Genomic DNA, 26,882 nt, shown 5'->3' on the forward strand with positions numbered 1-26,882 from the left:
AAGAACTGGCCGCGAGTCTGCCTTGAGTCCGCTGATCGAGCGGTGAGCGCGTGAGACGGGACCTGGCGGGCAGCGCTGCCGCCTCGCAGTACGCTCGAAGGCATGGCTGAGCTGCACACCTGGCCCGAGATCCTCACGACGCTGCTCGACGCGCGCGATCTCAGCGTGTCGGAGGCGACCTGGGCGATGCGCCAGGTCATGAAGGGCACGGCCACGCCGTCCCAATTGGCGGGATTCCTGATCGCCCTGCGCGCCAAGGGCGAGTCGGTGGACGAGATCGTCGGCTTCCGCGACGCGATCCTGGAGGCGGCGGTTCCGCTGCCCGTGCACGCGAACGTGCTCGACATCGTCGGCACCGGTGGCGACCGCTTCGGCACCGTCAACGTGTCGACCATGGCCGCCGTCGTGGCGGCGGCAGCCGGCATCCCCGTCGTCAAGCACGGCAACAAGGCCGCGAGCTCGTCATCCGGGTCCTCGGATGTGCTGGCCGCCCTCGGAGTGGACCTCACCCTGTCGCCGGACGCCGTCGCCGCCTCGCTCGCGCGCACGGGCATCACCTTCGCGTTCGCCTCGGCGTTCCACCCCGGCTTCCGTCACGCCGGCGCCACCCGCGCCGAGCTCGGCGTACCCACCGTCTTCAACATCCTCGGTCCGCTGTGCAACCCGGCGCGTGCCGAGGCCAACGCGGTCGGCGTGGCGCACCTGGACCGGGTGCCCCTGATCACCGGCGTGTTCCGCACCCGCGGTGCGACCGCACTGGTGTTCCGCGGCGACGACGGGCTCGACGAGCTGACCACCACCGGCCACAGCCGCCTGTGGGAGATCAGCCGTGGCGACACGCATGAGCACGACCTCGATCCGCGTGACCTGGGCATTCCGCTGGCCGACATCGACGATCTCCTCGGCGGGAGCCCCGATCACAATGCGGCGGTCGTGCACCGCGTGCTGAACGGCGAGCAGGGGGCAGTGCGCGACATCGTCCTGCTCAACGCGGCCGCCGGCATCGTGTCCTACCGACTGGCACAGGATGCGACGCAGGTGCAGACCCCGATCCTCGAGCGGCTCGCGATCGCCCAGGCCGAGGCCGCCGCGGCCGTCGACACCGGCGCCGCCGCCGCAAAGCTCGACGAATGGGTCGCGGTGACCCAGGAGCTCGGCGGGGACGCGGCACCCGAGTGAATTGACACGGCTCGTGCCCTCGCGAGGATGACGGACCGCGCGCTAGCGTGAGCGTCAGCACCCATCCTTCAAGGAGGCAGCAATGTCCGACACCACGTCCGCCGCTCCGGCAACCCCCGTCCCGAACACAGATGCCATCGAACCCCCTGCCCGCCCGCTCGGCTTCGTCAAGGTCGTCGGTATCCTCGGGATCCTCGGCGGCATCGCGCTGATCGTCGTCGGGATCGTCGTCTGGGTCATGGTGTCTTCGCAGCTGCGCGCCGAGAACATCGTCGTCCCGGATGACGCGATGGCCTTCCAGGGCCAGGTCGTGGCCGGTCCGTTCACCGCGTTCGTGCAGGCAGACATCATCCAGCACCACGCGTTGGAGCTGTCGGACGGCAAGACCTATGCCGAACTTCCGATGGACGACCCGATCCGCGCCACGCTGATGAACGCGTCCTTCCTGCGTGCCTCCCTCTTCACGTCGGTGGTCTCCTTCGGGGTCGCCGCCTTCGCCATGGGCATGGGCATCCTCTCCATCCTGTTCGGCTGGGCGATCCGCCGCCTGGCGACCGCGCCGGTGGTGATCCGCCGCGCGAACGCGGCGTAGTCGCTCCGGGGCCGACGCATGAACCCGCTCGAGGCGCTGAACGAGATCGCCACGCTCCTCGAGCGGGAGCGGTCGTCGCGGTACAAGTCGAAGGCGTTCCGCGCCGCGGCCGACGCGATCACCGGCCTCACCGACGAACAGCTGCGGGATGCCGCATCCCTCCGCCGTCGCAAGGGGATCGGCGATTCGACCTTCGCGGTGATCCAGCAGGCGCTGGCCGGAGAGGTGCCCGGCTATCTGACGGACCTGCGTGCGAAGGCCGGTGGGGAGCGTCGATCGGCGCTGCGCGCCCAGCTGCGCGGCGACCTGCACTCGCACAGCGAATGGTCGGACGGGCTCACCTCGATCGACCTCATGGTCGACGCGGCCCGCGCGCTCGGCCACGAGTACCTTGCGCTCACCGACCACTCGCCGCGGCTTCGCGTGGCCAACGGCCTGTCGCCCGAGCGGCTGCGAGCACAGCTGGAGGTGGTGGCCGGCATGAGCGGCGATGGCTTCACGCTGCTGTCGGGCATCGAGGTCGACATCCTCGAGGACGGCGGGCTCGATCAGGAGCCCGACCTGCTGCGGGAGCTGGACATCGTCGTGGCCTCGGCGCACTCGAAGCTGCGGATGGAACGGCGCCCCATGACGCGCCGGCTCGTCGCCGCCGTCTCGAGCGGACGCGTCGACGTGCTCGGTCACGTCACGGGCCGGCTCGTAGAGGGCTCGCGCGGCACCCGACCGCCGTCCGCCCTCGACCCGGAGCCCGTGTTCGCGGCGTGCGCGGAGCACGGCGTCGCCGTCGAGATCAACTCCCGCCCCGAGCGCCAGGATCCGCCCGACGAGCTCATCGCCATCGCCCTGGAGGCCGGCTGCCTCTTCTCGATCGACTCCGACGCCCACGCGCCGGGACAGCTGTCGCTGATCGATCACGGGGCCGAGCGCGCCGAGCGCGCCGGAGTGCCCGCCGAGCGGATCGTCACGACGTGGCCGCTCGAGCGGCTGCGGGAGTGGACCGCCCTGCGGCGGTGACCCGATGCGACCGACGTCCGCCGCAGACGCTAACGTCACTCCCATGTCAAAGACGCCACGCCGCGATGAGCTCATCGCCACCAACGACCGTGAACTCGCCGCACTGAACGCGCTCATCGACTCGGTCCCGCTCGAAGAGAGAGATGCCGCGTTCGAGGGATCCGGCCGCGACCGCAATCTGCGCGACATCGTCGCGCACCTGCACGCGTGGCACCTCATCCTGCAGGACTGGTACGTCAGCGGCACGGCCGGCGGCTCGCCCGCGATCCCCGCCGAGGGGTACTCGTGGGAGCAGCTGGACGAGCTGAACGAAGTACTCCGCCAGCAGTGGCAGGACACCGGCCTCGAGGACATGCGCGCGCTGACCGCCACCTCGCACGCGCAGCTGCAGGACATGCTCCTGCAGTTCGACGACGAGCAGCTCTTCGATCCGGCGGGCTTCGCGTGGACCGGCGGCGCACCGCTCGGAGAGTTCGCGCACGAGTGCGCCGGCAACCATTATTTGTGGGCGGACGGCGTGATCAGGGCCGGGCTGGCACGCGCCGCCTGACGACGGGGCGCCCCGCCTAGGATCGAAGGGTGTCCGCGAACCCCGCCTCCCGGTCGGGTCGCGGCGTCCCGTGGCTCGTCCTCACGGGCGTGCTCGTCGCGGCACTGAGCCTGCGCGGCCCGATCGTCGCACCGACGCCGGTGCTGAGCGACATCGCCGCCGACCTCGGCGTCGGTGCCGCGACGGCGGGGCTGCTGACCAGCGCGCCCGTGCTGATGTTCGCTGTGCTGACGCCGGTGGCCGCGCTGCTGATCCGTCGGTCCGGGGCAGAGCTCGCCCTGCTGATCTCGCTGAGCGGTGTGCTCATCGGGACGTTCATCCGCGCCTTGCCCGGTTTCGGCTGGATGCTGGTCGGGATGCTGGTGATCGGCGCCGCGATCACCGTGGGCAACATCGTCGTGCCGGTGATCATCCGCCGCGACATCCCTCCCGAACGGGTCGGCATCGCGACCGCCGCCTACACGGCCACGCTCAACGCCGGTTCGCTGATCACGTCGCTGCTGACCGCGCCGCTCGCGGCGTTGATCGGGTGGCCGCTCGCGCTGGTGGCGTGGTCGGGCATCACCGTGGTGGGGATCGCAGTGTGGAGCGTGCATCTGCGACGCTCGCGTCGGCAGGGCGAGTGGGGTGAACGGTTCTCGGGCGAGGAGCCGGTCGCGACCGCCCGCCCCGACCTCGATCCGACGACGCTGACGGGCCCGATGCCCGTCGTACCCCGAGGCGGCCGCGAGAGATCGGTGCTGCGTCGCCCGATCGCGTGGCTGCTGCTGGCGGCCTTCGCCGGACAGACGACGATGTACTACGCCCTGTCGACGTGGCTGCCGACCATCGTCGCCGACGAGCTGTCGTTGAATCGCACGGCGGCCGGCGCGCTCGCCTCGATCTTCCAAGGCGCCGCGATCTTGGGCGCATTCCTCGTCCCGCTGCTGACGAGATTCACCCCGCGACTGGTTCCGGCGCTGACGATCTGCGCATCGTGGCTGATCCTCACGATCGGCACCCTCGTCGATCCCGCGCTGCTGTGGCTGTGGCTCAGTATCGGTGCGATCGGTCATGCCGGTGGCTTCGTGGTGATCTTCACCACGCTCGTCGGCGTCGCCCGTTCGGACTCGGAGGCGGCGGGGATGTCGGCATTCGTGCAGGGCGGCGGCTACGCCGTCGGCGCGCTCGGCGCTCCGCTGATGGGCGCCCTGCACGAGCTGAGCGGGGGCTGGACGGTCCCGCTGATCGGTCTCGTCGTCCTGTCGGTCGCGTACTGTGTCGCGCTGCTGGCCGCGATCGGAGAGTCGCGCCGGGCGACCGCCTGAGCGGTCGCCCGGCGCGTCGGTTCAGGCGGAGGGCCCGGCGTTCGCGCGGAGCACTTCGAGCCGTGCCCGGTACTCGACCTCGTCGATGTCGCCCTTGGCGTACCGCTCGGCGAGCGTGGTCTCGGCCTGGCGGCTGGGGGCCGCCCAGCCGCGCGGGCCGTAGCCGTTCTCCATCGCGTTGCGGCGCCAGCGGCGGCCGAACACCCCGAAGATGAGCACGAAGACGAGAATCCAGAACAGCGGGATCAGCAGGAACCACCAGCCGAACCCCCACGGTCCGACGAAATGGGTGGCGACCGCCGCGGTCGAGGCGGCGGTGGCGAGGATGACAGACATGAGAGCCCTCTCGGTCGTGATCGCGGCCGGGTGGCGGCGATCGGATGCCTCGAGTCAACGCCGACGCCGCGTTCAGCGGATCTGCCGCCGGGAGTGAATCGCCCTGCTCCCGGGGGAGTAGGGCGAGGCGTCGCGTCCTACTGCCAACCGCGCGCGACCAGGCCGGACTCGTACGCGAGCACCACGAGCTGCACGCGGTCACGGGCATGGAGCTTCTGCATGATGCGCGACACGTGGGTCTTCGCGGTGAGGGGCGAGACGAACAGACGAGTGCCGATCTCCTCGTTGGACAGCCCCTGGCCGACCAGGCGGAGCACCTCGACCTCGCGCTCTGTGAGCACCGACAGTGCGCCGATGGGCGCGGCATCCCGCAGCCCTTCTGCGGCGCGCTCCAGCAGGCGACGCGTCACGCCGGGGGAGAGCAGCGCCTCGCCGTCGGCGACGACCCGCACGGCGCGGATGAGGTCGATCGGCTCGGTGTCCTTGACGAGGAACCCGGCCGCTCCGGCGCGGATCGCCCTGGCGACGTACTCGTCCAGCTCGAACGTGGTGACGATCACGACGCGCACCCCGGCGAGGGCCGGATCGGCCGCGATCTGCTCGGTGGTCCAGAGCCCGTCGCCGTCGGGCATCCGGATGTCCAGCAGGGCGACATCCACCGGCGTGGCGCGGATCGCGCGCAGGAGCTCCTCCCCGCCGGACGCCTCCACCACGACCTCGATGTCCGGTTCGGAGTCCAGAAGGGCGCGGAATCCGGCGCGCACGAGCTGGTGGTCATCGGCCAGCGCGACGCGGATCATGCGACACCGCCCCAGGGAACTCGAGCCGTGATGATGGTGCCGGCGCGCTCGGCGGGGGTCAGCTCCAGCGTGCCATCGATGAGCGAGACGCGTTCCCGCATGCCGCGGATGCCGCCGCCTTCGGCACCGGGAGGACGGATGCCGGTGCCGTCGTCCTCGATCCGCACGACCAGCTCGGAGCCTTCGTGCGTGAGGGTGACGGTGGCGCGCGTCGCGGCGGAGTGCCGCACGACGTTGGTGAGTGCTTCTTGGACGATGCGGTACGCGGTGGTCTGCACCGTGCTCGGGGGAAGCACGCCGTCGAGTTCGTCAACGAGGTGCACGGCGAGGCCCAGGCCGCTGCGCTGCGCGGTGAGTGCGGCGAGGTCGGCCAGCTGCGGCTGCGGTGTCAGCGGCGCGGTCGTCGGATCGCGCAGCTCGTCGCCGCGCAGGAACGACAGCACGCCGCGCACCTCGTCGAGTCCGGTCGCGCTCAGTGCACGGATGTTCGCGAGCGCCTCGCGCGCACGCTCCGGTTCGCGGTCGAACAGGTGCAGCCCCACGCCGGACTGCACCGCGATCTGGCTCAGCGAGTGGGCGAGGACATCGTGCAGCTCCCGCGCCATCCGGTTGCGCTCGTCCTGGTCCGCGACGCGCCGCCGCTCCGCGAGCTGGGTGCGGCGCGTGACCGCATGCTCGAAGCGGGATCGGATGCCCTGACCGATCGCGAAGCACAGCGCGAGCCCGACCGTCGTCGCGACGACGCGGAACGGGTGCCAGGTCACGCCCCACAGGCCTGCGGTGATGAGCGTGGCGGCCCACGCGGTGCCCACCGAGATGAGTGCCCACAGTCGTGCACCGCGGATGACGGCGCCGACGATCGCGAACGCCAGGGCGAGCATCGGTGGGCCGATGTCCGGAGGGATGAAGAGGTCGACCGCGGTCAGCGCGGCGATGGCGGCGACGGTCGGACCTGGCCACCGGCGTGCGGCGAGCAGCAGCAGAGCGGATGCCGCGGCCAGCGTGATGCTGATCGCCGCGGCCGTGGGAGTCACGCCTTGCCAGGCCGAGATCGCGATTGCCGCGGGCACCTGGACCAGGAACGCGATCACGACGGGCACGAACAGGGTCACCGCCGGCGGCGGGCGGAAGCGCGGGGACACCTCGGACGGGGGTCCCATCCACATGGCGCTCGGCATGCGGTCGATGCTACGCCGCGCGTCGCTGGGAGTCGTCTGACCGGTGGAGGCCCCGACGTACTCCCTGGGGAGTACGTCGACGTGGCGCTACCGTGTGGCGAGGGCGGCGATGATGCGATCCATCGCGGTGCCCAGACCGCGGCGCTCGGCCAAGGCCGCGGCATCCGCTCGCTGCGCGTCGGTGAGTGGCCGCAGGCGGGAGTCGACTTCGCCCAGGGGGAGGTCGCGCACGACCTCGACGACCGTCGGCGCGACCGCGAGGTAGGGGAGGCTCGCGAGGATCTTGGCGCGGACACCGGCGGACATGCCTTCGCCTGCTTCGGCGGCGGCGAGGATGCCGGTCAGGTCGCCGTGAGCGGCGAGCAGAGTGGCGGCGGTCTTCTCGCCCACGCCGGCGACACCGGGCAGTCCATCGGACGAGTCGCCCCGCAGGACGGCGAAGTCCGCGTACTGGGTCGGCAGAACGCCGTACTTCGTGACGACGGTGGCATCGGTGAGGATCTCGAGGTTGCTCATGCCGCGCGCGGTGTAGATGACGCGCACATCGCGGGCATCGTCCACGAGCTGGAACAGGTCGCGGTCGCCGGTGACGACGTCGACGGGCATGGTCGCGGTCGTGGCGAGCGTGCCGATCACGTCGTCGGCCTCGTGCTCGGCGATGCCGACGATCGGGATGCCGACGGCGGTGAGCGCCTCGCGGATCACCGGCACCTGCACCTCGAGCGGATCGGGCACGACCTCGACGTCGGGTCCGGCCTCGACGACCTCGGCGACGCGGTGCGTCTTGTAGCTCGGGATGAGGTCGACGCGCCACTGCGGCCGCCAGTCGTCGTCCCAGCACGCGACCAGGTGCGTCGGCTCATAGGTGATGACCAGCCTGGTGATGATGTCGAGGAAGCCGCGCACGGCGTTCACGGGCGACCCGTCCGGTGCCTTCACCGTGTCGGGCACGCCGTAGAACGCACGGAAGTACAGCGAGGCGGAGTCGAGGAGCATGAGGCGGTCGGTCACGCCGCCAGTCTGCCAGGAAGTCGGGACAGCGGGCGGGACGCGTCAGGCGTCAGCGCAGATCGTACGTGAGGTGGGTGACGTGCGGCGTCGTGCGTGCCTGCACCGGGGTGAGATGCAGCGGCGGGACACCGTCGAACAGCCGGACGATCTCGGGGTGGCCGGACAGGCCGAAAGTCAACGGGACGACGTGCAGGCGGAGGATGTCGAGGTGCCCCGCCGCGAGGAACTGGTTCAGCGTGGCGGCACCGCCCGCGATCGAGACGTCACCGTCGCCCGCGGCATCCCGTGCCTGCTCCATGGCGGACTCGACCCCGTCGGTGACGAAGTGGAAGGTGGTGCCGCCCTCCATCACGACTGGCTCGCGGGAATGGTGGGAGAGTACGAACACCGGGGAGCGGTACGGGGGAGTGTCGCCCCACCACCCGCGCCAGTCGCCCTGCCATGCGCCGCGGATCGGTCCGAACATGTTCCGGCCCATGATGTACGCCTTCGCCGTGAGGATGGCGTCGATCTCGTCGCGATTCTCGTCGGCATGATCGAACATCCACTCGTGCATGCGCTCGCCGGTGCCGTCGCCGAACGGGGCATCCTCGCGCTGACCGTAGCCGGTCGAGTATCCGTCGAGCGACAGTGAGAGATCCGCGGTGATCACCGTCATGGCGCCAGTCTGCCGCGAGTCGGCGCGGGGTGCCAGACTCCCGTCATGACGTTCGCGAACATCGGACACCTCGGTACCAAGCCCGGGGCGAGAGACGAATTGGTTGCGCTGCTGACTCGTCCCAGCGCGGAGTTGAGCGAGATCGGATGCCTCCTCTACGAAGTCGGCGTGTCCGACGAGCAGCCCGACACGGTGTTCGTCGCCGAGCTGTGGACGACGGCCGAAGCGCATCAGGCGTCGTTGCAGCTTCCGTCGGTGCGGGCGGCGATCGCCCAGGCGATGCCGCTGCTCTCCGGAGAGATGGGCGGCACGCGGTTCGAGGTGGTCGGGTCGCCGCTGCGCAGCTAGCAGCCGGGCCCGCGAGGGTTCTCGAGGCAGGTCTTGTCGACTAACGCCGTGCGCACCTCCACGATCCGCACGTCGTAGCCCGTCGTGGTCGCCGCCACCGTGCCGGGCACGGGTCTCCATCCCGACCCGAAGCTGACCGAGGCCGAGTACAGCACCGTGACGCCCACGGGATAGGTGCCGCGTGCGGTGTAGACATGGGTGGTCGGAGTCGGAGTGAATTCGGCCTGATCGAGTGCGGACCACGCGGCCCCACCGGTCGAGGTCGTGCGGACGCTGCCGTCGCCGTAGTCGAAGCGGAACCCGGCGGGCACGAACCGCACGACGACGTCATAGTCGAACAGCACTCCGGGGATCTGCTGTTCGGATGCCGCCGCCACCAGGTTCGTCGGCATGCCCACCACGCCGAGACCGAGCGGTTCACCCGTCAGCGTCGGGCGCGCCGGCACGAACGACACCAGATCGGCCAGCGTCACATCGGGCAGCCCGACGACGTCGTACACGATGTCACAGCGGTTCAGCGGGCAATCGGTCGGTTCCGGCGCCGGTTCTGGAGCGGATGCCTCGGGTCCGGTCGGTCGCGACGGTGCGGCGTCACCGGTGCCGGGCTGGGTCACGTAGCCGCCGATGTCGATCTGGGTGCCGGAGTTCTCGACAGTGCACTGCGTCCACATTGTCGACCCGTCGCACGTCGAGACGTCCATCGCGCCGAGCTGCGAAGCGAGCAGAATTGTTGCGACGCACGCTATGAGATGCTGCACGAGTTGGTCTCGATCGCGTTGCTGGCGGAGATTTTCAACCCTGTGTCCGACTGATCGTCGGAGACAAACGAGATCTCGACCGTGTAGCTCGTTGGCCGATCGTGGGCGACGACGGATTTTCCTTCACCGTCGTTGACGGTGACGGCCGAGACATCGGTGCAGGCAAGCGCGACGACGGCTGCCGTGTCGTTTGCGATCGACTGCCCCTGAAAGCGGGTGATCGCAGTTTCCCCGCTCACAGTCCAACCGTCCGCGTGCATCTTGGACAGCGACTTGCGCTCACCCGCGTTGGCATCCCCGGTCGTCCACGCATAGACCTCTTCGAACGTCTCCGGGTCGCTCAGATCCACCTGGTTCAGCGCGTCGACGTAGCTCCGGTACGTCTCCTCGGCGGCGGCGAATGCCTCGTCCTCGCTGGAGAAGAGGGGAGTGGAGGTGACCGGCTGCGGCTGGCCGCCGCATCCGCTCATCACGGCGCACACGAGCGCAATCGCAACGATCGCGACGGCGCGGGGGATCTTCACGCGACTACCGTAACCGGGCGGCTCTCGACGCGGCCGAGTTATCCACAACCGCCGTCGCAGGCCCACTGCCATACTGAGCGCATGAAGCTCTCGAGACTCGTCGCGACCGCTGCCGTCATCGCCCTCGCGGTCGGGCTCAGCGCGTGCGCGCAGCAGGAGACTCCCGTGATCGCACCCGTGACCAAGGACGTAGGCGACCTGCAGGGAACGACGGTGGATCTCGTCGTCGGGCAGGTACTCAACATCAACACGGGCGACCTCGCCGTCGACAGTTACTCCGGCGCCGTCGAAGACACCTCGGTGGCGGAGTTCGTCGCCGGACGCACAGATGGCAGCGCGACCTTCAACCCCGGCGTGACGGCGCTCGCCGAGGGCACGACGAAGGTCGTGCTCTCCAACAGCGACGGCGGCATCCAGGACGTCACCTTCACGGTGGACGTCACAGCCGCGAAATAGGGCTTATTCACGGCTGTCACATCCCCGTGACGGCATGTACACCTGCTTAGACTGACCTCAGCGATCGGCATCTGCCTTTGGCTTTCACCCCCGGACCCGCGTTCCGCGAGTTTGCCCGATCGAGTGGGTTTGCCATCGCAACTATCTCCGTACCCGAATCCCGCCTCGGCCCGATTCGGACGACGTACGCCGGAAAAGACTCGTTCCCGCCGATCACGCGCGCGTACACGGAGGTGTCGCAGCTCGTCCGCGAAACCGGCCTCCTCGCACGCGAGCGCTGGTTCTACGCGCTGGTGGGCACCGCCCTCCTGCTCGGTTTCGGCGGTGTGATCACCGGCTTCATCCTCCTGGGTGACACCTGGTACCAGCTGCTGATGGCCGGTGCCCTCGGCATCCTGTTCACGCAGGTCGCCTTCCTCTCCCACGAAGCCGCGCACAAGGCGATCCTCGTCTCCGGTACCGGCAACGAGCGGCTGGCGCGTTTCCTCGCGGCCGGCGTCGTCGGCATCAGCCTGAGCTGGTGGAACTCCAAGCACACCCGTCACCACGCGAACCCGAACCGCGTCAGCAAGGATCCCGACATCGAAGTCGACACGATCCGCTTCCTCGAAGAGGATGCCGCGAAGGTCACCGGCCCCATGGGTTTCATCACCCGCCGCCAGGGTTGGCTGTTCTTCCCACTGCTGACGCTCGAAGGCCTGAACCTGCACTATCTCGGCCTGAAGCACCTGCTCGGCAAAGGCGAGGTCAAGAACCGCTGGACCGAGCTGGGCCTCATCGCGCTGCGCTTCGCGCTGTACCTCACCCCGATCTTCCTCTTCCTGCCCGTGGGCATGGCGTTCGCGTTCATCGGCGTGCAGCTGGCGGTCTTCGGCGTCTACATGGGCGCCTCGTTCGCGCCGAACCACAAGGGCATGCCGATCATCGACGCCGATGCGAAGCTCGACTTCTTCACCAAGCAGGTGCGCACCTCCCGCAACGTCTCGGGCGGCTGGATGGCCACGATCTTCATGGGCGGGCTCAACTACCAGATCGAGCACCACCTGTTCCCGAGCATGGCGCGCCCGCATCTGGCCAAGACGCGCGAAATCGTGCGCGAGCACTGCGCCACCCTCGGCGTCCCGTACACCGAGACCACGATCCTGCAGTCCTACTGGATCGTCATCCAGTATCTGAACAAGGTCGGTCTCGCCGCGCGCGATCCGTTCGACTGCTACATCGTCGAGCGCTTCCGCAAGGTCTGAGACCTCCGGACACAGCAAAACGGTCGTCCCACCGAGGTGGGACGACCGTTTCGTCGTTCAGAGCCGAAGCTCAAGACGAGGTGGCTCAGAGCGGACGGATGTTCTCCGCCTGCAGGCCCTTGGGGCCCTGTGCCACGTCGAACTCGACCTGCTGGTTCTCTTCGAGGTTACGGAAGCCGCCCGAGGAGACGATCGCGCTGTAGTGCGCGAACACGTCGGGGGTGCCGTCGGCCGGGGCGATGAAGCCGTAGCCCTTTTCGGAGTTGAACCACTTCACGGTTCCAGTTGCCATGATGTCTTCTTTCTTTAGGTGTTCGGCACGGCTGCTGCGGTGCCTAATGACCACGCCGTGCAAGGTGTGGACAGTGGGGTCGGCCTAAGGCCGAAGTGTGAGGCGTCGCGACCACAGAGCGTGGTCGGCGCGGTGCCCGGTCGGGAGGGACGCAGGAGACGCCTGGAGCGGCGTATGGGAAATGCGAATTCGGTCTTCTCTCGCTCCGCGCCTGGGGCGTCTGGAGGTTCTTCTAAGTCGGCGCAAGCCGTCTGCGGGGGTGATCTCGGTCGATCTCCGACGTGCCACGGGGAGCGGAACCGAGGCTCTTTTCCCTGTGTGGATCAACTTTGAGCCTACACGTTCGCACTTCGTGATACAGGAAATGTCGCGATCCGTTACTCGGCGCCATTTCCCACCGGTTCTCAGGCATCGTCGCCGAGCGCTTCATGGATGCGACGCAGGTCTTCCAGCAGCGATCCGATGAGGATCCAGTGGTCGCGCGACGGGGTGGCGATCGTGAGCGGCGCGGTGAGCGCAGGAACCTCCGGGAGAGCGGATGCCGCGCCCTCGGTCTGCGCGATCCACAGCCGGGTGTCGTGTGCGGCGCGCCGCAGCTGTTCGGCGATCGCGCGCACGGCGGGTTCGGACACGAGCGTGGGGTCGTAGCGATCCCGGACGGCCCGGGTCATGCCGATCACCTGCGTCACGATGGGGCCGAAGCGGTCGAGGCGCTGGGCCAGCTCGGCATACTCGTCGCGGTACTTCCGGCCGCGAGGGTTGAGCCGGAGCGAGTCCGCACCGGCGACGATCGCGGCATCCGCGGCGTCCCGCATCGGCCGCATCAGTCGCGCCTCCAGGAGCAGCCCCTCGAGCTCGCCGGACGTCTGGGGACGCTCGAGGGCGGCCGCGAGGCGCTCGAGCGACACGGCCAGCTCTTCTCCGAGGCCGTCGACGGCGTCCCGCGCGGGCTTGATCGCGACCGGCGGTACGAGGGCGAGGTTGACGACGATGCCGATGATGGCGCCGATGATCGTCTCGAGGATGCGGTCGACGGCGTAGTTCGGGGTGGCGGCGCCGAGTGCGAGGACGAGCATGGCGCTGATCGCGACCTGGTTCGTCGTGGCGGAGGTCATCCGCAGCGCCCACGCCACGATCAGCGCCGCGACGATCGCGAGGAGTACCACCCACGTGGCCGGCCCGAGGAGCAGACCGAGGAGCGATGCGACCACAACGCCCGTGATGACGCCGATGCTGCGCTCTACGGCCTTGCTGAGCGACTGGTTGAGGCTGGGCTGCACCACCAGCAGCGCCGCGATGGCGGCGAACACCGGCGGCGGACCTTCGATGAGCCAGCCCGCCACCAGCCAGGCCAGCACGGCTGCGACCGCGGACTTCGTCACCTGGAGCAGTGGCGTCCGGTGAGTCGCTCGGATGGCGGCGGGCATGCGCATGGCTCCACGGTAGGCCCGCGGTCGCTCGCGGTGTGGCCACGGCGCGACCGTAGGCTGGAACGGCGCTCCCGCGCACGAGGAAGGGGACGACGGATGGACATCGAGCACGAGGCATCCGATGCCGTCCTCTCCCGTCCGGGGTTCGCCCTGATCCGCGGCACGGACCGGTGCCCGTGCGGCACAGGTCGCTCTCTGGACGGATGCTGCGGCCCGGCGCTGCGCGGAACCCCGCCGGCGACGGCCGAAGCCCTGATGCGTTCGCGCTACACCGCGTTCGTCCTGGGCGATGCGGCGTACCTACTCGGATCGTGGCATCCCGGCACGCGTCCTGAGACGCTCGACCTGGATCCGATGCTGCGCTGGCGCGGACTCGAGATCGAGGATGTCGAGTCCGGGGTCGCGGGAGACAAGCGCGGCTTAGTGGCGTTCCGCGCGCGCTGGCGCGACGGTCGCGAGGAGGGGGCGCTGCGGGAACGCAGTCGCTTCGTCTTCCAGAGCGACCGCTGGTGGTACCTCGACGGCGTCATCGACTGACCCACCGGCGTGAGGGCGCGGTAGCGTCGTTCCATGACGACTCAGCTCGAGAAAGCACAGTCCCTCGCGGCCCTCTACGCGGCACCGGCGATCGTCCGCCTGGTGAACGTGTGGGATGTCGTATCGACCCGCGCCGTCGCCGCTATGCCGGAGTCGCGCGCCATCGCGACCGCTGGCCACTCGATCGCCGCGTCGTACGGCTACGCCGACGGCGAGATCCCGCTCGATCTGACGCTCGGCATGGTCTCGCGCATCGTGGAGGCGACCGAGCTGCCCGTCACGGCCGACCTCGACGACGGCTACGCGGACCCGGGCGAGACCGTGCGACGCGTCATCCAGGTGGGTGTCGTCGGTGCGAACGTCGAAGACCGCCTCCGACCGCTCGCCGAGTCGGTCGCCCGCGTCGAGGCCGTCATCCGGGCGGGCGAGCAGGAGGGCGTGCCGTTCGTGCTCAATGCCCGCACCGACGCCTTCGTGCGCGCCGGAGATCGGCCGCTGGCCGAATCGATCGCCGACGCCATCGAGCGCGGTCGTGCCTATCTCGATGCCGGAGCGAGCCTCGTGTTCGTGCCCGGCATCCTGAACGCCGACGTCACCCGCGAACTGGTAGCCGGCATCGGCGAGCGCAAGGTCAGCGTCATCGGCCTGCCCGGAGCCCTCACCGCCGCCGAGTACGAGGCGCTCGGAGTCGCGCGCATCTCGTATGGTCCGCTCCCGCAGCGGGTCTCGCTCAACGCGCTGTACGACCTCGCCACGGATCTGTACGCGGACGGCTCCGTCCCGCGGACGCTGCGCCCGCTGAACTGAGGGATGCCGCGGCCGGCAGCGCGCTCGTCGCTCCGGCGATCGTGGACTTGTACGCTCGGACCATGCTTGCCACCGTCATCCACGCTCCCCGTGACATCCGTGTCGAACAAGTCCCGGATCCCGTGCTGTCCACCGGCGCCGACGCCATCGTGCGCGTCGTGGCCGCCTGCGTCTGCGGCTCCGACCTCTGGCCGTACCGCGGAGTCACGCCGACGGATCAGCCGCACCGCATCGGACACGAGTTCGTCGGCATCGTCGAGGCCGTCGGCCCCGAGGTCGCCCAGGTCAGGGTGGGCGACTTCGTCATCGCCCCGTTCTACGTCTGCGACGGCACCTGCATCAACTGCCGCAACGGCGTGAGCACGTCGTGCGTGCAGGGCGGATGGTGGGGGAGCGATGCCGCCGTCGGCGGCTTCGCCGACGGCGGTCAGGGCGAGAAGGTGCGGGTTCCGCTCGCGGACGGCACGCTCGCCGTCGTGCCCGGACCGATCGCCGACGACGAGATCCCGGGCCTGCTGACGTTGAGCGACGTGATGGGGACCGGCCACCACGCGGCCGTGTCCGCCGGCGTCGTCGCAGGCGACAGTGTCGCCGTGGTCGGCGACGGCGCGGTCGGACTGTGCGCGATCATCGCGGCGAAGCGGCTCGGCGCGACCACGATCATCGCCATGTCGCGGCACCCGAAGCGTCAGGAGCTCGCCCGCAAGTTCGGCGCGACCCACATCGTCGAGGAGCGCGGCGACGACGGCGTCGCGCGCGTCCGCGAGCTCACGGGCGGCATCGGCGCCGACCGCGTCCTGGAGTGCGTCGGCACCAAGGAGTCCATGGACCAGGCGCTGCGCTCGACCCGGCCCGGCGGCATGGTCGGATATGTCGGCGTGCCCAACGGCGGCCCCGAGCTGCCGGTGCGCCAGATGTTCAACCGCAACGTCGGTGTCAACGGCGGCGTCGCGCCGGTCCGCGGCTACATCGAGGAGCTCCTGCCCGATGTTCGGTCCGGGGCGATCCAGCCAGGGCTCGTCTTCGACCTCGAGCTTCCGCTCACCGAGGCCGCCGCGGCCTACGCCGCGATGGACGAGCGTCAGGCGACGAAGGTGCTGCTGCGGCCGTAGTCGTCAGGGTTCCCGGCGGAACCGCGGCCCCCGATAGCCGTCGCGGTCGACCAGCTCGTCCCACATGGAGCGCGGGCGCACCCACAGGCGGCCGTCACCGTCGAGCGGGCGGTACACGACGTGCTCCTCCTCGGTCTCGCTGTGCAGAGCGGTCCCGATCACCTCGTAGCGGGCTCCTTTGAAGTGCCGGTAGACACCGGGCTCGACGTCGGTCATCCGTCGAGCCTACGCAGGCCACGAGGGCATCCCGAGTCCGGGACGCCGATTCGGGGGTAGCGTCGGGGGAACGGGCGGGGACACGACACGGAGGAGCTGCCATGGCGAGGATCGCACTCATCGGCGGACACGGAAAGGTCGCCCTGCTGCTGGCGCCGCTCCTGGTCGCGCGGGGAGACCGTGTCAGCGCGGTCATCCGCAACGCCGCACATGCCGAAGACGTCGCGGCGACGGGCGCGGAGCCCGTCGTGGCCGACGTGGAGCGCCTCGATCGCGAAGAGTGGATCCGGCTCCTCGCCTCACACGATGCCGTCGTGTGGGCTGCCGGCGCCGGGGGAGGCAGCCCGGCCCGCACCTACGCGGTGGACCGCGACGCGGCCATCCTGTCGATGGACGCGGCGGCGGAGAGCGGTGTCCGTCGCTACGTGATGGTGTCGTACTTCGGCGCGGCGATCGATCACGGTGTCCCGGCGGACAACTCCTTCTTCGCGTATGCCGAGTCCAAGGCCGCCGCCGATGCGCACCTGCGCGCGTCCGAGTTGGACTGGACGATCCTCGCGCCCAGCGCTCTGACGTCGGACCCGCCGACGGGCCGCATCGAAGCGGCATCCGCCGTCTCAGGGAGCGTGAGCCGTGCCGACGTCGCCGGCGTGGTCGCCGCTGCCCTGGCGGACCCGTCGACCGTCGGCCGCACCATCCGCTTCAACTCCGGCGAGGTTCCCATCGCGGAGGCGATCGCCGCGGCATCCGCGTGACGATGGCGACCGGCGACCTCGCCGAGTTCGAGCGGCTGCTCGCCGAGCTCCGACGCGACCTCGAGGCGACCGTCGCGACCGACGATGCACGGCTGGACGCGATCCGGTCGGCGCGGTCGGACGCCAACGACGACGACGAGCACGATCCGGAAGGCGCGACCCTGTCGGCGGAGTGGTCGCGGGCGGAGGGACTGCACGAGGGCGCGGTGCGTGAGCTCGAGGAGGTCGCGCACGCCGAGCAGCGCCTACGCGACGGCCGCTACGGCGTGTGCGAGGGCTGTGGCCGAGGCATCCCGCCCGAGCGGCTGCGCATCCGTCCGGCCGCGCGATTCTGCGTCGCGTGCGCGGCGCTCAGGACCTGATGAGACGGGTGGGAACAGCCCCGGAAGGACCCCTCGGAGAGGCTGCCTGATCGTCCCGCAGCGCGGGCCCGGATTCTGATACCCTGGAGTGTCACGCGCGTGGCTCTTCTGTCATGCGCTCGTGACACCGCAATCAAAATCCACTTGCTTCGGCTTGCGTGTCGTTTCGCTTGTTCGCTCCGCGATCGAGATGAACGCCATCGCGTGCTGAGCCCGAGACCCCAACCCAACAAGGACAACCCACTACATGACTATCGCAACGACCGCCCCGGCCACCAAGCAGGTCGCCATCAACGACATCGGATCTGCTGAGGACTTCCTGGCCGCGGTCGAGAAGACCCTCAAGTTCTTCAACGACGGAGACCTCATCGAAGGCACCGTCGTGAAGATCGACCGCGACGAGGTCCTCCTCGACGTCGGTTACAAGACCGAGGGTGTCATCCCCTCCCGCGAGCTTTCGATCAAGCACGACGTCGACCCCAACGAGGTCGTCAAGGTCGGCGACGCGGTCGAGGCCCTCGTTCTCCAGAAGGAGGACAAGGAAGGCCGCCTCATCCTGTCCAAGAAGCGTGCTCAGTACGAGCGTGCATGGGGCGACGTGGAGAAGATCAAGGAGAACGACGGTGTTGTCACCGGTTCCGTGATCGAGGTCGTCAAGGGTGGCCTCATCGTCGACATCGGCCTCCGTGGCTTCCTGCCGGCGTCGCTCATCGAGCTGCGCCGCGTCCGCGACCTGACGCCGTACCTCGGCCAGGAGATCGAGGCCAAGATCCTCGAGCTCGACAAGAACCGCAACAACGTCGTGCTCTCGCGCCGCGCCCTGCTCGAGCAGACGCAGTCCGAGTCGCGCACCACGTTCCTCAACAACCTGCACAAGGGTCAGGTTCGCAAGGGCACGGTCTCCTCGATCGTCAACTTCGGTGCATTCGTCGACCTGGGCGGCGTGGACGGCCTCGTGCACGTCTCCGAGCTGTCCTGGAAGCACATCGAGCACGCATCCGAGGTCGTCGAGGTCGGCCAGGAGGTCACCGTCGAGATCCTTGAGGTCGACCTTGACCGCGAGCGCGTCTCCCTGTCGCTGAAGGCGACGCAGGAGGACCCGTGGCAGGTCTTCGCCCGTACCCACGCCATCGGCCAGGTTGCACCGGGTAAGGTCACCAAGCTCGTTCCGTTCGGTGCGTTCGTGCGCGTCGCAGACGGCATCGAGGGTCTCGTGCACATCTCGGAGCTCTCCGGCAAGCACGTCGAGCTCGCCGAGCAGGTCGTGTCGGTCGGCGAAGAGGTCTTCGTCAAGATCATCGACATCGACCTCGAGCGTCGTCGCATCTCGCTGTCGCTCAAGCAGGCCAACGAGGCGATCGACCCGTTCGGCACCGAGTTCGACCCGGCCCTCTACGGCATGGTCACGGAGTACGACGAGAACGGGGAGTACAAGTACCCCGAGGGCTTCGACCCCGAGACCAACGCCTGGAAGGAAGGCTCGGACGAGGCTCGCGAGAAGTGGGAGCAGGAGTACGCCGCTGCTCAGGCTCGCTGGGAGCAGCACAAGGCTGCCGTCGCCAAGGCCCTCGAGGCCGAGGCGAACGCTCCGGCCATCGAGTCCGGCTCGTCCTCGTTCTCCTCGGAGAGCACCGGCGGCGGAACGCTCGCCGATGACGAGGCCCTCGCCGCTCTGCGCGAGAAGCTCTCGGGTCGCTGATCCACTAGATCTGCACTCACAGCAACGAAAGGGTCGGAACCTCCGGGTTCCGGCCCTTTCGGCGTCCCCGCGGATGTCCGTGGCCGCGCGTAGCCTGAGGCCGTGCCCCCGACCTCGGACTCTTCGCGCTGCCTCGTCGACGAGGGATGCCGCGGCGCGGTGTCCGTCGACGCCCCCATCGCGCTCTGCGAGCACCACCTCGCCGTCGCGGCGGATTGGGCCGCGCGTGAACAGGGCGTCACGGACCTGCTGCCGATGCCCTGTCGGCTGTGCGGCTCGCGCGTCGGAGTGCGCTACCCGTCCGGATGGGTCTGCGCGATCTGCGACTGGCAGGCGGGGGACGTGATCGACCAGGAGCTTCCGCCGCCGCGCGTCGACGTGGTCTATTACCTGCGTGCCGAGGGCCGCGTGAAGATCGGCACGACCGCGAACCCGCGCCAGCGCTTGACCGCCATCTGGCACGACGAGCTCCTCGCGTTCGAACGTGGAGACCGTCGCCTCGAGCAGCATCGTCATGCGCAATTCACCGACGAGCGCTTCGACCGGACCGAGTGGTTCCGGTATTCCGACGCGATCCGCGCCCACATCGACACCCTGCGCGGTGGCCGAGAAGGCCCGTGGGACCTCTACGCCCGCTGGTACAGCGAGGCTCTCGCGCTGCGCGGCTGAGATCCCGACGTGCCAGTGCGACTGAAAGGGTCTCCGGGCCGATAACGTCGTCCTATGTCCACTGCCCGGAGCTTCGCCGCCGCGCGTTCGCGCGCCGCCGCGCGTGGTGTCACGGCCGAAACCGACAACATGCGCGGGCGCACGGCATCCCTCAATCAGCTCCTCTTCGGCGGCGTCGTCCTCGTGCTGACGATCCTCGTCGCCGTCACGGACTTCCCGGGCGACATGACGCTGTTCTTTCTCGGCGTGGTCATCGTGTTCCTCACCACCGGGGCGACGCTGATGGTGCCGTGGAGCCGGATACCGCTGGCGTGGATGGCGATCATTCCGACCGTCGACATCCTGGCGATCGCCCTCCTGCGCGCATCGAGCTCGACCTCCGGGTTCGGGCTGCTCTGGGTGTTCCCTGCGTTGTGGCTTCCGGTGAGCTTCGGCATCCTGGGGCTGATCGGCGGCGTAGTCTCCATCACGGTGCTGTTCGTGTTGACGATCGTGGCCAACCCGGAGGAGGCCTTCGGCTACTCGAGCGTGCTGCTGCCACTCGTGATCGTCGCGGTCAGCGGGTCGAGCTACCTCACCGCGCGCCGCTCCGCCGCGCAGCGCAGCCTGCTCGGCAAACAGGCTGGCCTGCTCGGGCGTGCCCTGGAGCGGACGCGCCGCCAGGAGCAGATGGTGACCGAGGTTCTGGATGCCGTGGACTTCGGCGTCATCCGCATCGCGCCCGGCGGATCGGTGTCGGTCACCAATGAGGCGCACGCCCGCATCCAGCAGGCCGTCCAGCACGATCAGCCCCGTGCGGGATCCGCGTTCCGCGCCGATGGCGTCACGCCGGTGCCCGAGGGGGAGCTGCCCTTGGAGCGGGCGCTGCGGGGCGAAGCATTCGACGGGCAGATCACCTGGTTCGGCGAGTCCCGCGACGACCGCCGCGCGCTCAGCGTGACCGTGCGGCGACTGACCGATCGTGACGGTGCGGATGCCGGCGCTGTGCTGGTCTCGCGTGATGTCACGATCGAGCTGAACGCGCTGCGCGCGCGCGATGAGCTCGTCGCGTCGGTCTCGCACGAGCTGCGCACGCCGCTCACCTCGATCCTCGGCTACCTCGACCTCGCCCTCGACGACGCCGCGGTGCCGGCATCCGCGCGGCGGGGCCTGGAGATCGCAGAGCGCAACGCGGAGCGGCTGCTGCAGATCGTGGCCGACATCCTGCGCGCCTCGAGCGCGTCGCAGAGCTCGGTCGAGCTGACGATCACCCCGCAGAACGTCGATGTCGCCGAGGTGATGCGGGCGGCGGTGGAGTCGCTTCAGCCGCGGGCCGCCGAGCGCGCCGTCTCGATCGATGAGGCCGGCCTCGAGCCCGCGCACGCGTACGCCGACCCCATCCGTCTCCGGCAGGTCGTGGACAACCTGCTCGCCAACGCCGTTAAGTACAACCGCGACGGGGGATCGATCACCGTCGGCTGCACGGTCGACGGCGACTCCTCCTGGATCCTCGTGCGCGATACCGGGGTGGGGATGACCGAGGAGGAGATCGCCGGCCTGTTCGAGCGCTTCTACCGCGGCCAGTCCGCGCGCCAGGCTGGCGTGCACGGGACCGGACTGGGCCTCGCGATCAGCCGCGACATCGTTCGGGCACACGGTGGCGACATCACTGTCCGCAGTATCGCCGGCGCCGGCTCGACGTTCATCGTGCGGCTGCCGTCCTCCCGCGCATCCGCATCGCTGGCCCCGCGCCTGCCTACCACGCTCACTCAGCTCACCGATGAAGGAATGGACGCATGAACCTGGATCTCGTGTCGGTGTCGATCATGAGCGCGCTCGTGATCAACGTGAGCGGCATCGTCTTCCTCGTGGAGACGCTGATCCGCCGCGACGAGGGCGCCGGCCGCATCTGGGCGCTGGCTTTCCTCGCCGGGATGCTCACGACGCTCGCCTATCTCGTCTGGGCGTACGACTCATCGGCATGGTGGGCGATCGCGATCGGCAACGCAGCCTTCGTCGCCAACGCCGGATGCATGTGGCTCGGATGCCGCAGCTACAACGATCGACGGATGACCGGCGCGACGCTCGCCGTTGTCGGAATGGTTGTGGCGACCTTCCTCGCGGCATTCCTGCGCGGCCCCGACGGGGGCGACTGGGCGGGCGCCCTCTGGATGTTCGTCGGGCTGATCGTCTTCGCCGGAGTCGGAGCGGCGGAGGCGCTGCGCGGCGAGATGGGCGGCATCCGGACCGCGTGGGGGCTCGCATTCGTCCTCGGGCTCGAGGCCGTGTACTGCCTGGTGCGCATGATCGTCTTCCGGGTGGCCGGTCCGGAGAGCGAACTGTTCCAAGTCTGGTTCAGCACCGTGAGCATGAGTTTCGTGACCGTCACACTCACGATCGTGGCGCTCGTCGTGACCTCGGTGTTGCGCTCCCGGCGCGCACAGATCCGCGGCTACATGCGCGCCAGCGAGATCGAATGGCCCGACGACGGCGTGCTTCCCTCGTTCGCCTTCACCCGTGCGCTCCAGGAGGTCGCGCTCCGCGCCGAGCGCCGGTCGGAGCTCGTCGCGGTCATCGCGGTCCGCATCGACGATCTCGAGCAGATCTCGACCGCTTTCGGGGGCGACGTCGTGCGGTCCGTCATCGGCTCATGGCGCACCGGGGTGCGCCGATACGCACCGTCGAGCTCGCTCGTGGGCGAGGACGGCCCGGACGGGCTCGTGGTCGGCGTGGTCAGTGTCTCCGCCGCGGATGCCCGTCGACAGGCGGCACAGATCTATCGCGGACTGTTCGAGGAGCTCGGCTCGGTGACAGACGGGATCATCCCGGTCGTCGGGGTCGGCGTAGCCCTGAGCGACACCTCCGGCTTCGACATCGACGAGCTGGTGCGGGTGGCGCGGGATGCCGCCACCAGCGCCGCGCTGAGCGTCGAGTCGTCGGTCCTGGTCGGCGAGGCCGTCAGGGAGGACGTCAGTCGGCGGTGAGACGGTAGCCGACGCCGCGGACCGTCTCGATCCACTGCGGATCGCGCGGGGATTCGCCGAGCTTGCGGCGGATGTTGGCCATGTGGACCTCGATCGCGCGGGCATCGCTGTCGCTGAGGAACTCGGTCCCCGTGTAGCGTTCGCCTCGGAGCATCAGCGCGAGCTCGCCCTTGGTGCGTACGCGACGCCCACCCTCGAGGAGCTCAGCGAGAAGGTCGAACTCGCTGCGTGTGAGATCGAGTTCATCCTCGTGGAGCATCGTGATCCGGTTGTCGGGGTGCAGCCGGAGGCCTTTGTGGTGGAGCCATCCCGTCTCGGGGTGGCTCGTCGCGGGAGTGGACGGCACGACCGGAGCCGCGGTGGGCGGGGCGGTCGCGACGGTGGCGGTGTGCACGCGCGGCCGACGCAGCATCGCCTCGATGCGGGCGCGCAGCTCACGAGGACGGAACGGCTTGGTCACGTAGTCGTCGGCACCGGATTCGAGTCCGATGAGGGCGTCGATCTCCTCCGTGCGGGCCGTCAGCATGACGATGTACGTGGTGCTGGAGGCGCGGATGCGCTTGGCCGCCTCGAACCCGTCCATGCCGGGCATGTTGACATCCAGCGTGGTGACGATGGGCTGCACCCGCTGGACGAGCTCGATGCCTTCGAGCCCCGTCATCGCGGTGTGGACCGTGAAACCGGCCTGTTCCAGCACATCGGCCAGGAGAGAGCGGATATCCGCCTCATCCTCGATCACCACGGCAACGCGCGCTTCCTCCACCGATCCACCCCTTGCGCGCGGACCTGCTGTCGTGTGGGGGTCCGCGACCTCGGTCAGGATATCCCAGAACAGACGCGAGAACGGTTCACCGGCCATGCTCGATGCCCCTCACTGTGCCGCCCGCCGGATCGACGGACCGGCCGGCCGTGTCGTCGTGAAGGTCACCGGGGAGGCCGCCCCCACGGCCGCCCCGGTGTGGCGCCCTGCGCGTCGCTCGCCCCCAGCGAGTGACGCGGCTTCGGCGCGTCTCTGCGCCCCCGTACGGGAGCGGGCATGCGTCGCACCATGACATCAGCCCCAGACCGACCGTGGTGACCCCCCGAGCCACAGCGCACAGCGTGTCGATGCCGGCCAGCAGTCATGGGCCCCCGCGCGACGCGTCGCAACTTTCCCATCACTGTCCCTCCCTCGACCGGTTCGGCATCGTGTGCGTCGCGGCTGGTGCCGTGGTGCGACAGGAATGACGCTATGAGCCGCGCCTCAAGGCAGCCTCAGGGAAGTACCAAGCGATCCCGAGGATCGGGTTCCTGAGGAAAAACTGAGCCAAAATCGCGATTCGCGGATGAGGCGACCGCGGTCGTGGCATCCTCGATGCATGCCGATTGTCGCGCTCACCGGGGGCATCGCCTCCGGAAAATCCACCATCGCGCGCCGCCTCGTCGAGCACGGTGCCGTGCTCGTCGACGCGGATGCGCTCGTCCGCGAGGTCCAGCAGCCGGGCAGTCCTGTGCTCGATGCGATCGCGGCGGAGTTCGGCGAGGATGTGCTGCTGCCGGACGGCTCGCTGGATCGGGCGGCGCTCGGATCCCGTGTGTTCGGCGACCCCGACGCGGTGCGCCGGCTCAACGCGATCGTGCACCCCGCCGTCCGCACGGAGTCGACGCGACGGATGCAGGAGGCACTGGCCGCGGATCCCGCCGCGGTCGTCGTGTACGACGTGCCGCTGCTGGTGGAGGCACGAGCATCCGATCCCTGGCAGCTGATCATCGTGGCGCACGCGCCGGCCGAGGTGCGCCTGGAACGGCTCGTCAGCCTGCGAGGGATGACTGCCGAAGACGCCACCGCACGGATCGCCTCACAGGTCTCGGACGAGGCCCGCCTCGCCATCGCGGATGTCGTGATCGACACGGCGGGAACGATGGACGACACCCTCCGTCAGGTCGACGCGCTCTGGTCGGAGCTGCCGACGCGCATCGCGGAACGGGCCGCCGGCTCGGCCTAAAACGCGACATCCGTCTGATACGGCCCTGTCACGTCGCGTTCACGACCCTGGCGTAGAGTCCCCGCACGGACGCGGCACGACCGGCGGAGGGAGCGGGACAGATGACTTTGCGCACACAGGGACGGCACGCGATGCCGCCCGCACCGGACGACGGCGACTGGGACGACTTCGCCATGGGCGACTTCGAGTCCGGCGAGGACGACTCGATCTGAGGCGGCAGCCTCCGCGCTCGGCTGATACGGCTCGGCTGCCCCCGCGCTTCGGCGCCGGGGCGGCTCCGCCGTGCGCATCTTGCCCGGGGATCCGCGCAACCGAGGATGTAAAGAGCTTCACATGTAGCGGTGGGACGTGCCGTCTCGCCGTGTTTGAGTTGTCACGGTGACGGCGCACGACGCGCACCGAGAGTGGCACACAGCGTCCGCATCGGTGACACCACGAACTCTCAACGACGAGGAGGTCAATGTTGAAGACGACGAGAATGATGCGCCTGTCGCGCACCCTGACGATGGTGACTGCTATCGGTGCGACCGTTGCGCTGCTGGCCGGTTGTGCCGGATCAGCGAAGAACCCTGAACCCCAAGCGACCGCGACGAAGGGTGACACCCTCAACGTCGCGGTCCCCGCGGCGCCGACGAGTCTCGACCCCGCGAACATGGAGCAGTCCACGAGCACGTTCGCCCAGCCGGCCTACGACGCTCTCATCTTGGAGGATTCCGACGGGAAGCTGCTGCCGGGTCTCGCGACCGAGTGGCAATACCTCGACGACGAGAACAAGGTGTTCGAGCTCACGCTTCGCGAAGGGGTCACCTTCTCCGACGGATCCCCCCTGAACGCCGAGGCGCTCGTGACGAACTTCGAGTACTTCAACGAAGGCACGAGCAACGTCGGCACCTTGATCTCCGGTGGCAGTTACGAGGCGACCGGCGAGTACACAGTGACGATGACGTGGGACACCCCGCACCCTCTCGTACCGAACACGCTGACTCAGCGCTGGGTCGCGGGGATGGTCATCTCGGCTGAAGCGATCGAGTCGGACCCACAGGGCCTCGCCACTCAGACCGCGGGGGCAGGACCCTACGTGTTGGATGCCGCGGCCACGGTGTCAGGGTCGAAGTACACCTACGTCGCACGAGATGACTACTGGGCCCCGGAGGATCAGCACTGGGAGAAGATCGTGCTCACGGTCGTGGAGACCACGGATCAGCGGCTGAACGGTTTGAAGACCGGCGAGTTCGACTACGTATCGGGAGATCTGACGACCGCATCCGCTGCGGAGTCGGAGGGATTCCAGGTCGCATTCGCGCCGACGATCTTTGTCGGACTCGCACTCAACGACCGTGCAGGCACGATGTCGCCGCTCGACGATGTTCGAGTCCGTCAGGCGATCAACTTCGCGCTCGACCGTGAAACCGTTGCGGATGCGCTGGTGGGGGAGTACGGATTCGCGTCGGAGCAGACCGTCGTGCCGTCCGAGTCCGGATATGTCGAAGCGCTCGCCGGACACTACGAATACGATCCGAAGAAGGCCGAAGAGCTTCTCGCCGAGGCCGGATATCCGGATGGATTCACGCTGCCCGTGGTGGCCAGTACCTCGGCGACTCAGGCCCTGATCTCTCAGGTCATCGTGCAGCAGTTGGCGGAGGTCGGCATCACGATCGAACTGGATGCGCGTCCGTCGGCGGACTACTTCCAGGGCATGGCCGGCGCACAGTTCCCCGCCGCCGTGGTCGGATACGGTTCTCAGCCGATGTGGATGGAGTATGACGGACTGTTCGGTCCGTCCGCGGTCTTCAACCCGTTCCACACGCAGAGCGCCGAGATCGACGCGCTGTACACGGAGGCGGCCATGGCCGAGCCGGAGAAGCGTCGCGGCCTGGAAGAGGAGATCCAGTCGATTCTGGTCAAAGACGCGTGGTTCGCCCCGATGGTGTACCTCCCGGTCTTCGTCTTCGCCAGCACAGACCTCGCGCCGATCGTCTCGACGCCGGCGAGGCCTCAGGTACCGCTGCGCGAGATCGCGCCGGCCGAGTAGCCCGACAGTCGCGGGTGCCCACCCCTCGGAGTGGGCACCCGCGATACCGATCCCTGTGTCCACCCAAC

The 26,882-nt window shown here is 69.0% G+C and carries 30 protein-coding genes; 19 read left to right on the top strand and 11 right to left on the bottom strand.

Going from position 1 to position 26,882, the window contains the following annotated elements; translation table 11 throughout:
* The first annotated feature begins 102 nt into the window (after nt 1-102).
* From trpD to ASD65_RS00725, 5 genes are all read left to right on the top strand, one after another.
* On the top strand, nt 103-1,179 hold the full coding sequence (gene trpD, locus ASD65_RS00705; RefSeq protein ID WP_056217065.1) for an anthranilate phosphoribosyltransferase: 1,077 nt from the start codon (nt 103-105) through the stop codon (nt 1,177-1,179).
* Nucleotides 1,180-1,261: 82 nt separating this feature from the next.
* Nucleotides 1,262-1,771, top strand: coding sequence for a hypothetical protein (locus ASD65_RS00710; protein ID WP_056217066.1), 510 nt, complete (start codon nt 1,262-1,264; stop codon nt 1,769-1,771).
* Between the two features lie 18 nt (nt 1,772-1,789).
* Nucleotides 1,790-2,785 (top strand): PHP domain-containing protein, encoded by a 996-nt coding sequence (locus tag ASD65_RS00715; protein WP_056217069.1) that lies wholly within the window; start codon nt 1,790-1,792, stop codon nt 2,783-2,785.
* 43 nt (nt 2,786-2,828) lie between these two features.
* A complete protein-coding gene (locus ASD65_RS00720) occupies nt 2,829-3,335 on the top strand; it encodes a ClbS/DfsB family four-helix bundle protein (protein WP_056217071.1) in 507 nt (168 codons plus the stop codon).
* Nucleotides 3,336-3,364: 29 nt separating this feature from the next.
* Nucleotides 3,365-4,642, top strand: a complete 1,278-nt coding sequence (locus ASD65_RS00725) for an MFS transporter (protein ID WP_056217074.1) — start codon at nt 3,365-3,367, stop codon at nt 4,640-4,642.
* A gap of 21 nt (nt 4,643-4,663) precedes the next feature.
* On the opposite strand, the gene ASD65_RS00730 is transcribed toward ASD65_RS00725, so the two are convergent.
* From ASD65_RS00730 to ASD65_RS00750, 5 genes are all read right to left on the bottom strand, one after another.
* Complete coding sequence (locus ASD65_RS00730; protein ID WP_056217078.1) at nt 4,664-4,978, bottom strand: SHOCT domain-containing protein; 315 nt, start codon at nt 4,976-4,978, stop codon at nt 4,664-4,666.
* A 137-nt stretch (nt 4,979-5,115) separates the two neighbouring features.
* The gene (locus tag ASD65_RS00735) at nt 5,116-5,778 is read right to left on the bottom strand and encodes a response regulator transcription factor (RefSeq protein ID WP_056217082.1); all 663 of its coding nucleotides are present in this window, start codon (nt 5,776-5,778) and stop codon (nt 5,116-5,118) included.
* Nucleotides 5,775-6,956, bottom strand: a complete 1,182-nt coding sequence (locus tag ASD65_RS00740) for a sensor histidine kinase (RefSeq protein WP_056217084.1) — start codon at nt 6,954-6,956, stop codon at nt 5,775-5,777. The genes ASD65_RS00735 and ASD65_RS00740 overlap by 4 nt, the downstream gene beginning before the upstream one ends.
* Before the next feature lie 87 nt (nt 6,957-7,043).
* Nucleotides 7,044-7,967: a 5'-3' exonuclease gene (locus ASD65_RS00745; RefSeq protein ID WP_056217086.1), complete on the bottom strand. Its 924-nt coding sequence runs from the start codon at nt 7,965-7,967 to the stop codon at nt 7,044-7,046.
* A 49-nt stretch (nt 7,968-8,016) separates the two neighbouring features.
* Nucleotides 8,017-8,625, bottom strand: a complete 609-nt coding sequence (locus tag ASD65_RS00750) for a dihydrofolate reductase family protein (RefSeq protein ID WP_056217089.1) — start codon at nt 8,623-8,625, stop codon at nt 8,017-8,019.
* A gap of 45 nt (nt 8,626-8,670) precedes the next feature.
* Between ASD65_RS00750 and ASD65_RS00755 the strand changes: the two genes are divergently transcribed.
* Complete coding sequence (locus ASD65_RS00755) at nt 8,671-8,973, top strand: putative quinol monooxygenase (RefSeq protein WP_056217092.1); 303 nt, start codon at nt 8,671-8,673, stop codon at nt 8,971-8,973.
* Here the strand turns inward: ASD65_RS00755 and ASD65_RS00760 are convergent.
* Nucleotides 8,970-9,644 (bottom strand): hypothetical protein, encoded by a 675-nt coding sequence (locus ASD65_RS00760; protein ID WP_056217094.1) that lies wholly within the window; start codon nt 9,642-9,644, stop codon nt 8,970-8,972. The genes ASD65_RS00755 and ASD65_RS00760 overlap by 4 nt on opposite strands.
* 71 nt (nt 9,645-9,715) lie before the next feature.
* Entirely contained in the window at nt 9,716-10,327 is a 612-nt protein-coding gene (locus tag ASD65_RS00765) for a hypothetical protein (RefSeq protein ID WP_156378757.1), read from the bottom strand.
* Between the two features lie 9 nt (nt 10,328-10,336).
* Here ASD65_RS00765 and ASD65_RS00770 point away from each other — a divergent pair, with 9 nt between their 5' ends.
* Nucleotides 10,337-10,711 carry a hypothetical protein gene (locus tag ASD65_RS00770; RefSeq protein ID WP_056217101.1) on the top strand — a complete coding sequence of 125 codons (375 nt, stop codon included), beginning with the start codon at nt 10,337-10,339 and terminating at the stop codon, nt 10,709-10,711.
* Nucleotides 10,712-10,845: 134 nt separating this feature from the next.
* Nucleotides 10,846-11,955 carry an acyl-CoA desaturase gene (locus tag ASD65_RS00775; RefSeq protein ID WP_082561842.1) on the top strand — a complete coding sequence of 370 codons (1,110 nt, stop codon included), beginning with the start codon at nt 10,846-10,848 and terminating at the stop codon, nt 11,953-11,955.
* An 85-nt stretch (nt 11,956-12,040) separates the two neighbouring features.
* Here ASD65_RS00775 and ASD65_RS00780 read toward each other — a convergent pair whose 3' ends face one another.
* Entirely contained in the window at nt 12,041-12,247 is a 207-nt protein-coding gene (locus ASD65_RS00780; RefSeq protein ID WP_056217105.1) for a cold-shock protein, read from the bottom strand.
* A 404-nt stretch (nt 12,248-12,651) separates the two neighbouring features.
* Entirely contained in the window at nt 12,652-13,680 is a 1,029-nt protein-coding gene (locus tag ASD65_RS00785) for an FUSC family protein (RefSeq protein WP_056217111.1), read from the bottom strand.
* Nucleotides 13,681-13,773: 93 nt separating this feature from the next.
* Between ASD65_RS00785 and ASD65_RS00790 the strand changes: the two genes are divergently transcribed.
* The 3 genes from ASD65_RS00790 (at nt 13,774) to ASD65_RS00800 (ending at nt 16,133) form a co-directional block, all read left to right on the top strand.
* Nucleotides 13,774-14,214, top strand: coding sequence for a YchJ family protein (locus ASD65_RS00790; RefSeq protein WP_162248462.1), 441 nt, complete (start codon nt 13,774-13,776; stop codon nt 14,212-14,214).
* Nucleotides 14,215-14,247: 33 nt separating this feature from the next.
* Nucleotides 14,248-15,021 (top strand): isocitrate lyase/PEP mutase family protein, encoded by a 774-nt coding sequence (locus tag ASD65_RS00795; RefSeq protein WP_056217115.1) that lies wholly within the window; start codon nt 14,248-14,250, stop codon nt 15,019-15,021.
* 62 nt (nt 15,022-15,083) lie between these two features.
* A complete protein-coding gene (locus ASD65_RS00800; RefSeq protein WP_056217119.1) occupies nt 15,084-16,133 on the top strand; it encodes a zinc-dependent alcohol dehydrogenase family protein in 1,050 nt (349 codons plus the stop codon).
* A 3-nt stretch (nt 16,134-16,136) separates the two neighbouring features.
* On the opposite strand, the gene ASD65_RS00805 is transcribed toward ASD65_RS00800, so the two are convergent.
* On the bottom strand, nt 16,137-16,349 hold the full coding sequence (locus ASD65_RS00805; protein ID WP_056217122.1) for a DUF1653 domain-containing protein: 213 nt from the start codon (nt 16,347-16,349) through the stop codon (nt 16,137-16,139).
* Between the two features lie 101 nt (nt 16,350-16,450).
* On the opposite strand from ASD65_RS00805, the gene ASD65_RS00810 reads away from it, so the two are divergent.
* From ASD65_RS00810 to ASD65_RS00835, 6 genes are all read left to right on the top strand, one after another.
* The gene (locus ASD65_RS00810) at nt 16,451-17,104 is read left to right on the top strand and encodes an NAD(P)H-binding protein (protein ID WP_056217125.1); all 654 of its coding nucleotides are present in this window, start codon (nt 16,451-16,453) and stop codon (nt 17,102-17,104) included.
* 2 nt (nt 17,105-17,106) lie between these two features.
* The gene (locus tag ASD65_RS00815) at nt 17,107-17,466 is read left to right on the top strand and encodes a TraR/DksA family transcriptional regulator (RefSeq protein WP_056217126.1); all 360 of its coding nucleotides are present in this window, start codon (nt 17,107-17,109) and stop codon (nt 17,464-17,466) included.
* Nucleotides 17,467-17,713: 247 nt separating this feature from the next.
* A complete protein-coding gene (rpsA, locus tag ASD65_RS00820; protein WP_056217130.1) occupies nt 17,714-19,165 on the top strand; it encodes a 30S ribosomal protein S1 in 1,452 nt (483 codons plus the stop codon).
* Between the two features lie 102 nt (nt 19,166-19,267).
* Nucleotides 19,268-19,834, top strand: a complete 567-nt coding sequence (locus tag ASD65_RS00825) for a GIY-YIG nuclease family protein (RefSeq protein WP_156378758.1) — start codon at nt 19,268-19,270, stop codon at nt 19,832-19,834.
* 54 nt (nt 19,835-19,888) lie between these two features.
* Nucleotides 19,889-21,613: a sensor histidine kinase gene (locus tag ASD65_RS00830; RefSeq protein ID WP_082561511.1), complete on the top strand. Its 1,725-nt coding sequence runs from the start codon at nt 19,889-19,891 to the stop codon at nt 21,611-21,613.
* Nucleotides 21,610-22,797: a diguanylate cyclase gene (locus tag ASD65_RS00835; protein WP_056217133.1), complete on the top strand. Its 1,188-nt coding sequence runs from the start codon at nt 21,610-21,612 to the stop codon at nt 22,795-22,797. The genes ASD65_RS00830 and ASD65_RS00835 overlap by 4 nt, the downstream gene beginning before the upstream one ends.
* Here ASD65_RS00835 and ASD65_RS00840 read toward each other — a convergent pair.
* Nucleotides 22,784-23,560, bottom strand: a complete 777-nt coding sequence (locus ASD65_RS00840; RefSeq protein WP_056224336.1) for a response regulator transcription factor — start codon at nt 23,558-23,560, stop codon at nt 22,784-22,786. The genes ASD65_RS00835 and ASD65_RS00840 overlap by 14 nt on opposite strands.
* Nucleotides 23,561-24,155: 595 nt before the next feature.
* On the opposite strand from ASD65_RS00840, the gene coaE reads away from it, so the two are divergent.
* Nucleotides 24,156-24,782, top strand: coding sequence for a dephospho-CoA kinase (gene coaE / locus ASD65_RS00845; protein ID WP_056217136.1), 627 nt, complete (start codon nt 24,156-24,158; stop codon nt 24,780-24,782).
* 463 nt (nt 24,783-25,245) lie between these two features.
* The gene (locus ASD65_RS00850; RefSeq protein WP_162248463.1) at nt 25,246-26,814 is read left to right on the top strand and encodes an ABC transporter substrate-binding protein; all 1,569 of its coding nucleotides are present in this window, start codon (nt 25,246-25,248) and stop codon (nt 26,812-26,814) included.
* The last annotated feature ends 68 nt before the right edge of the window (nt 26,815-26,882 follow it).

The sequence above is a fragment of the Microbacterium sp. Root61 genome (assembly GCF_001427525.1).
Classification (GTDB): Bacteria; Actinomycetota; Actinomycetes; order Actinomycetales; family Microbacteriaceae; genus Microbacterium.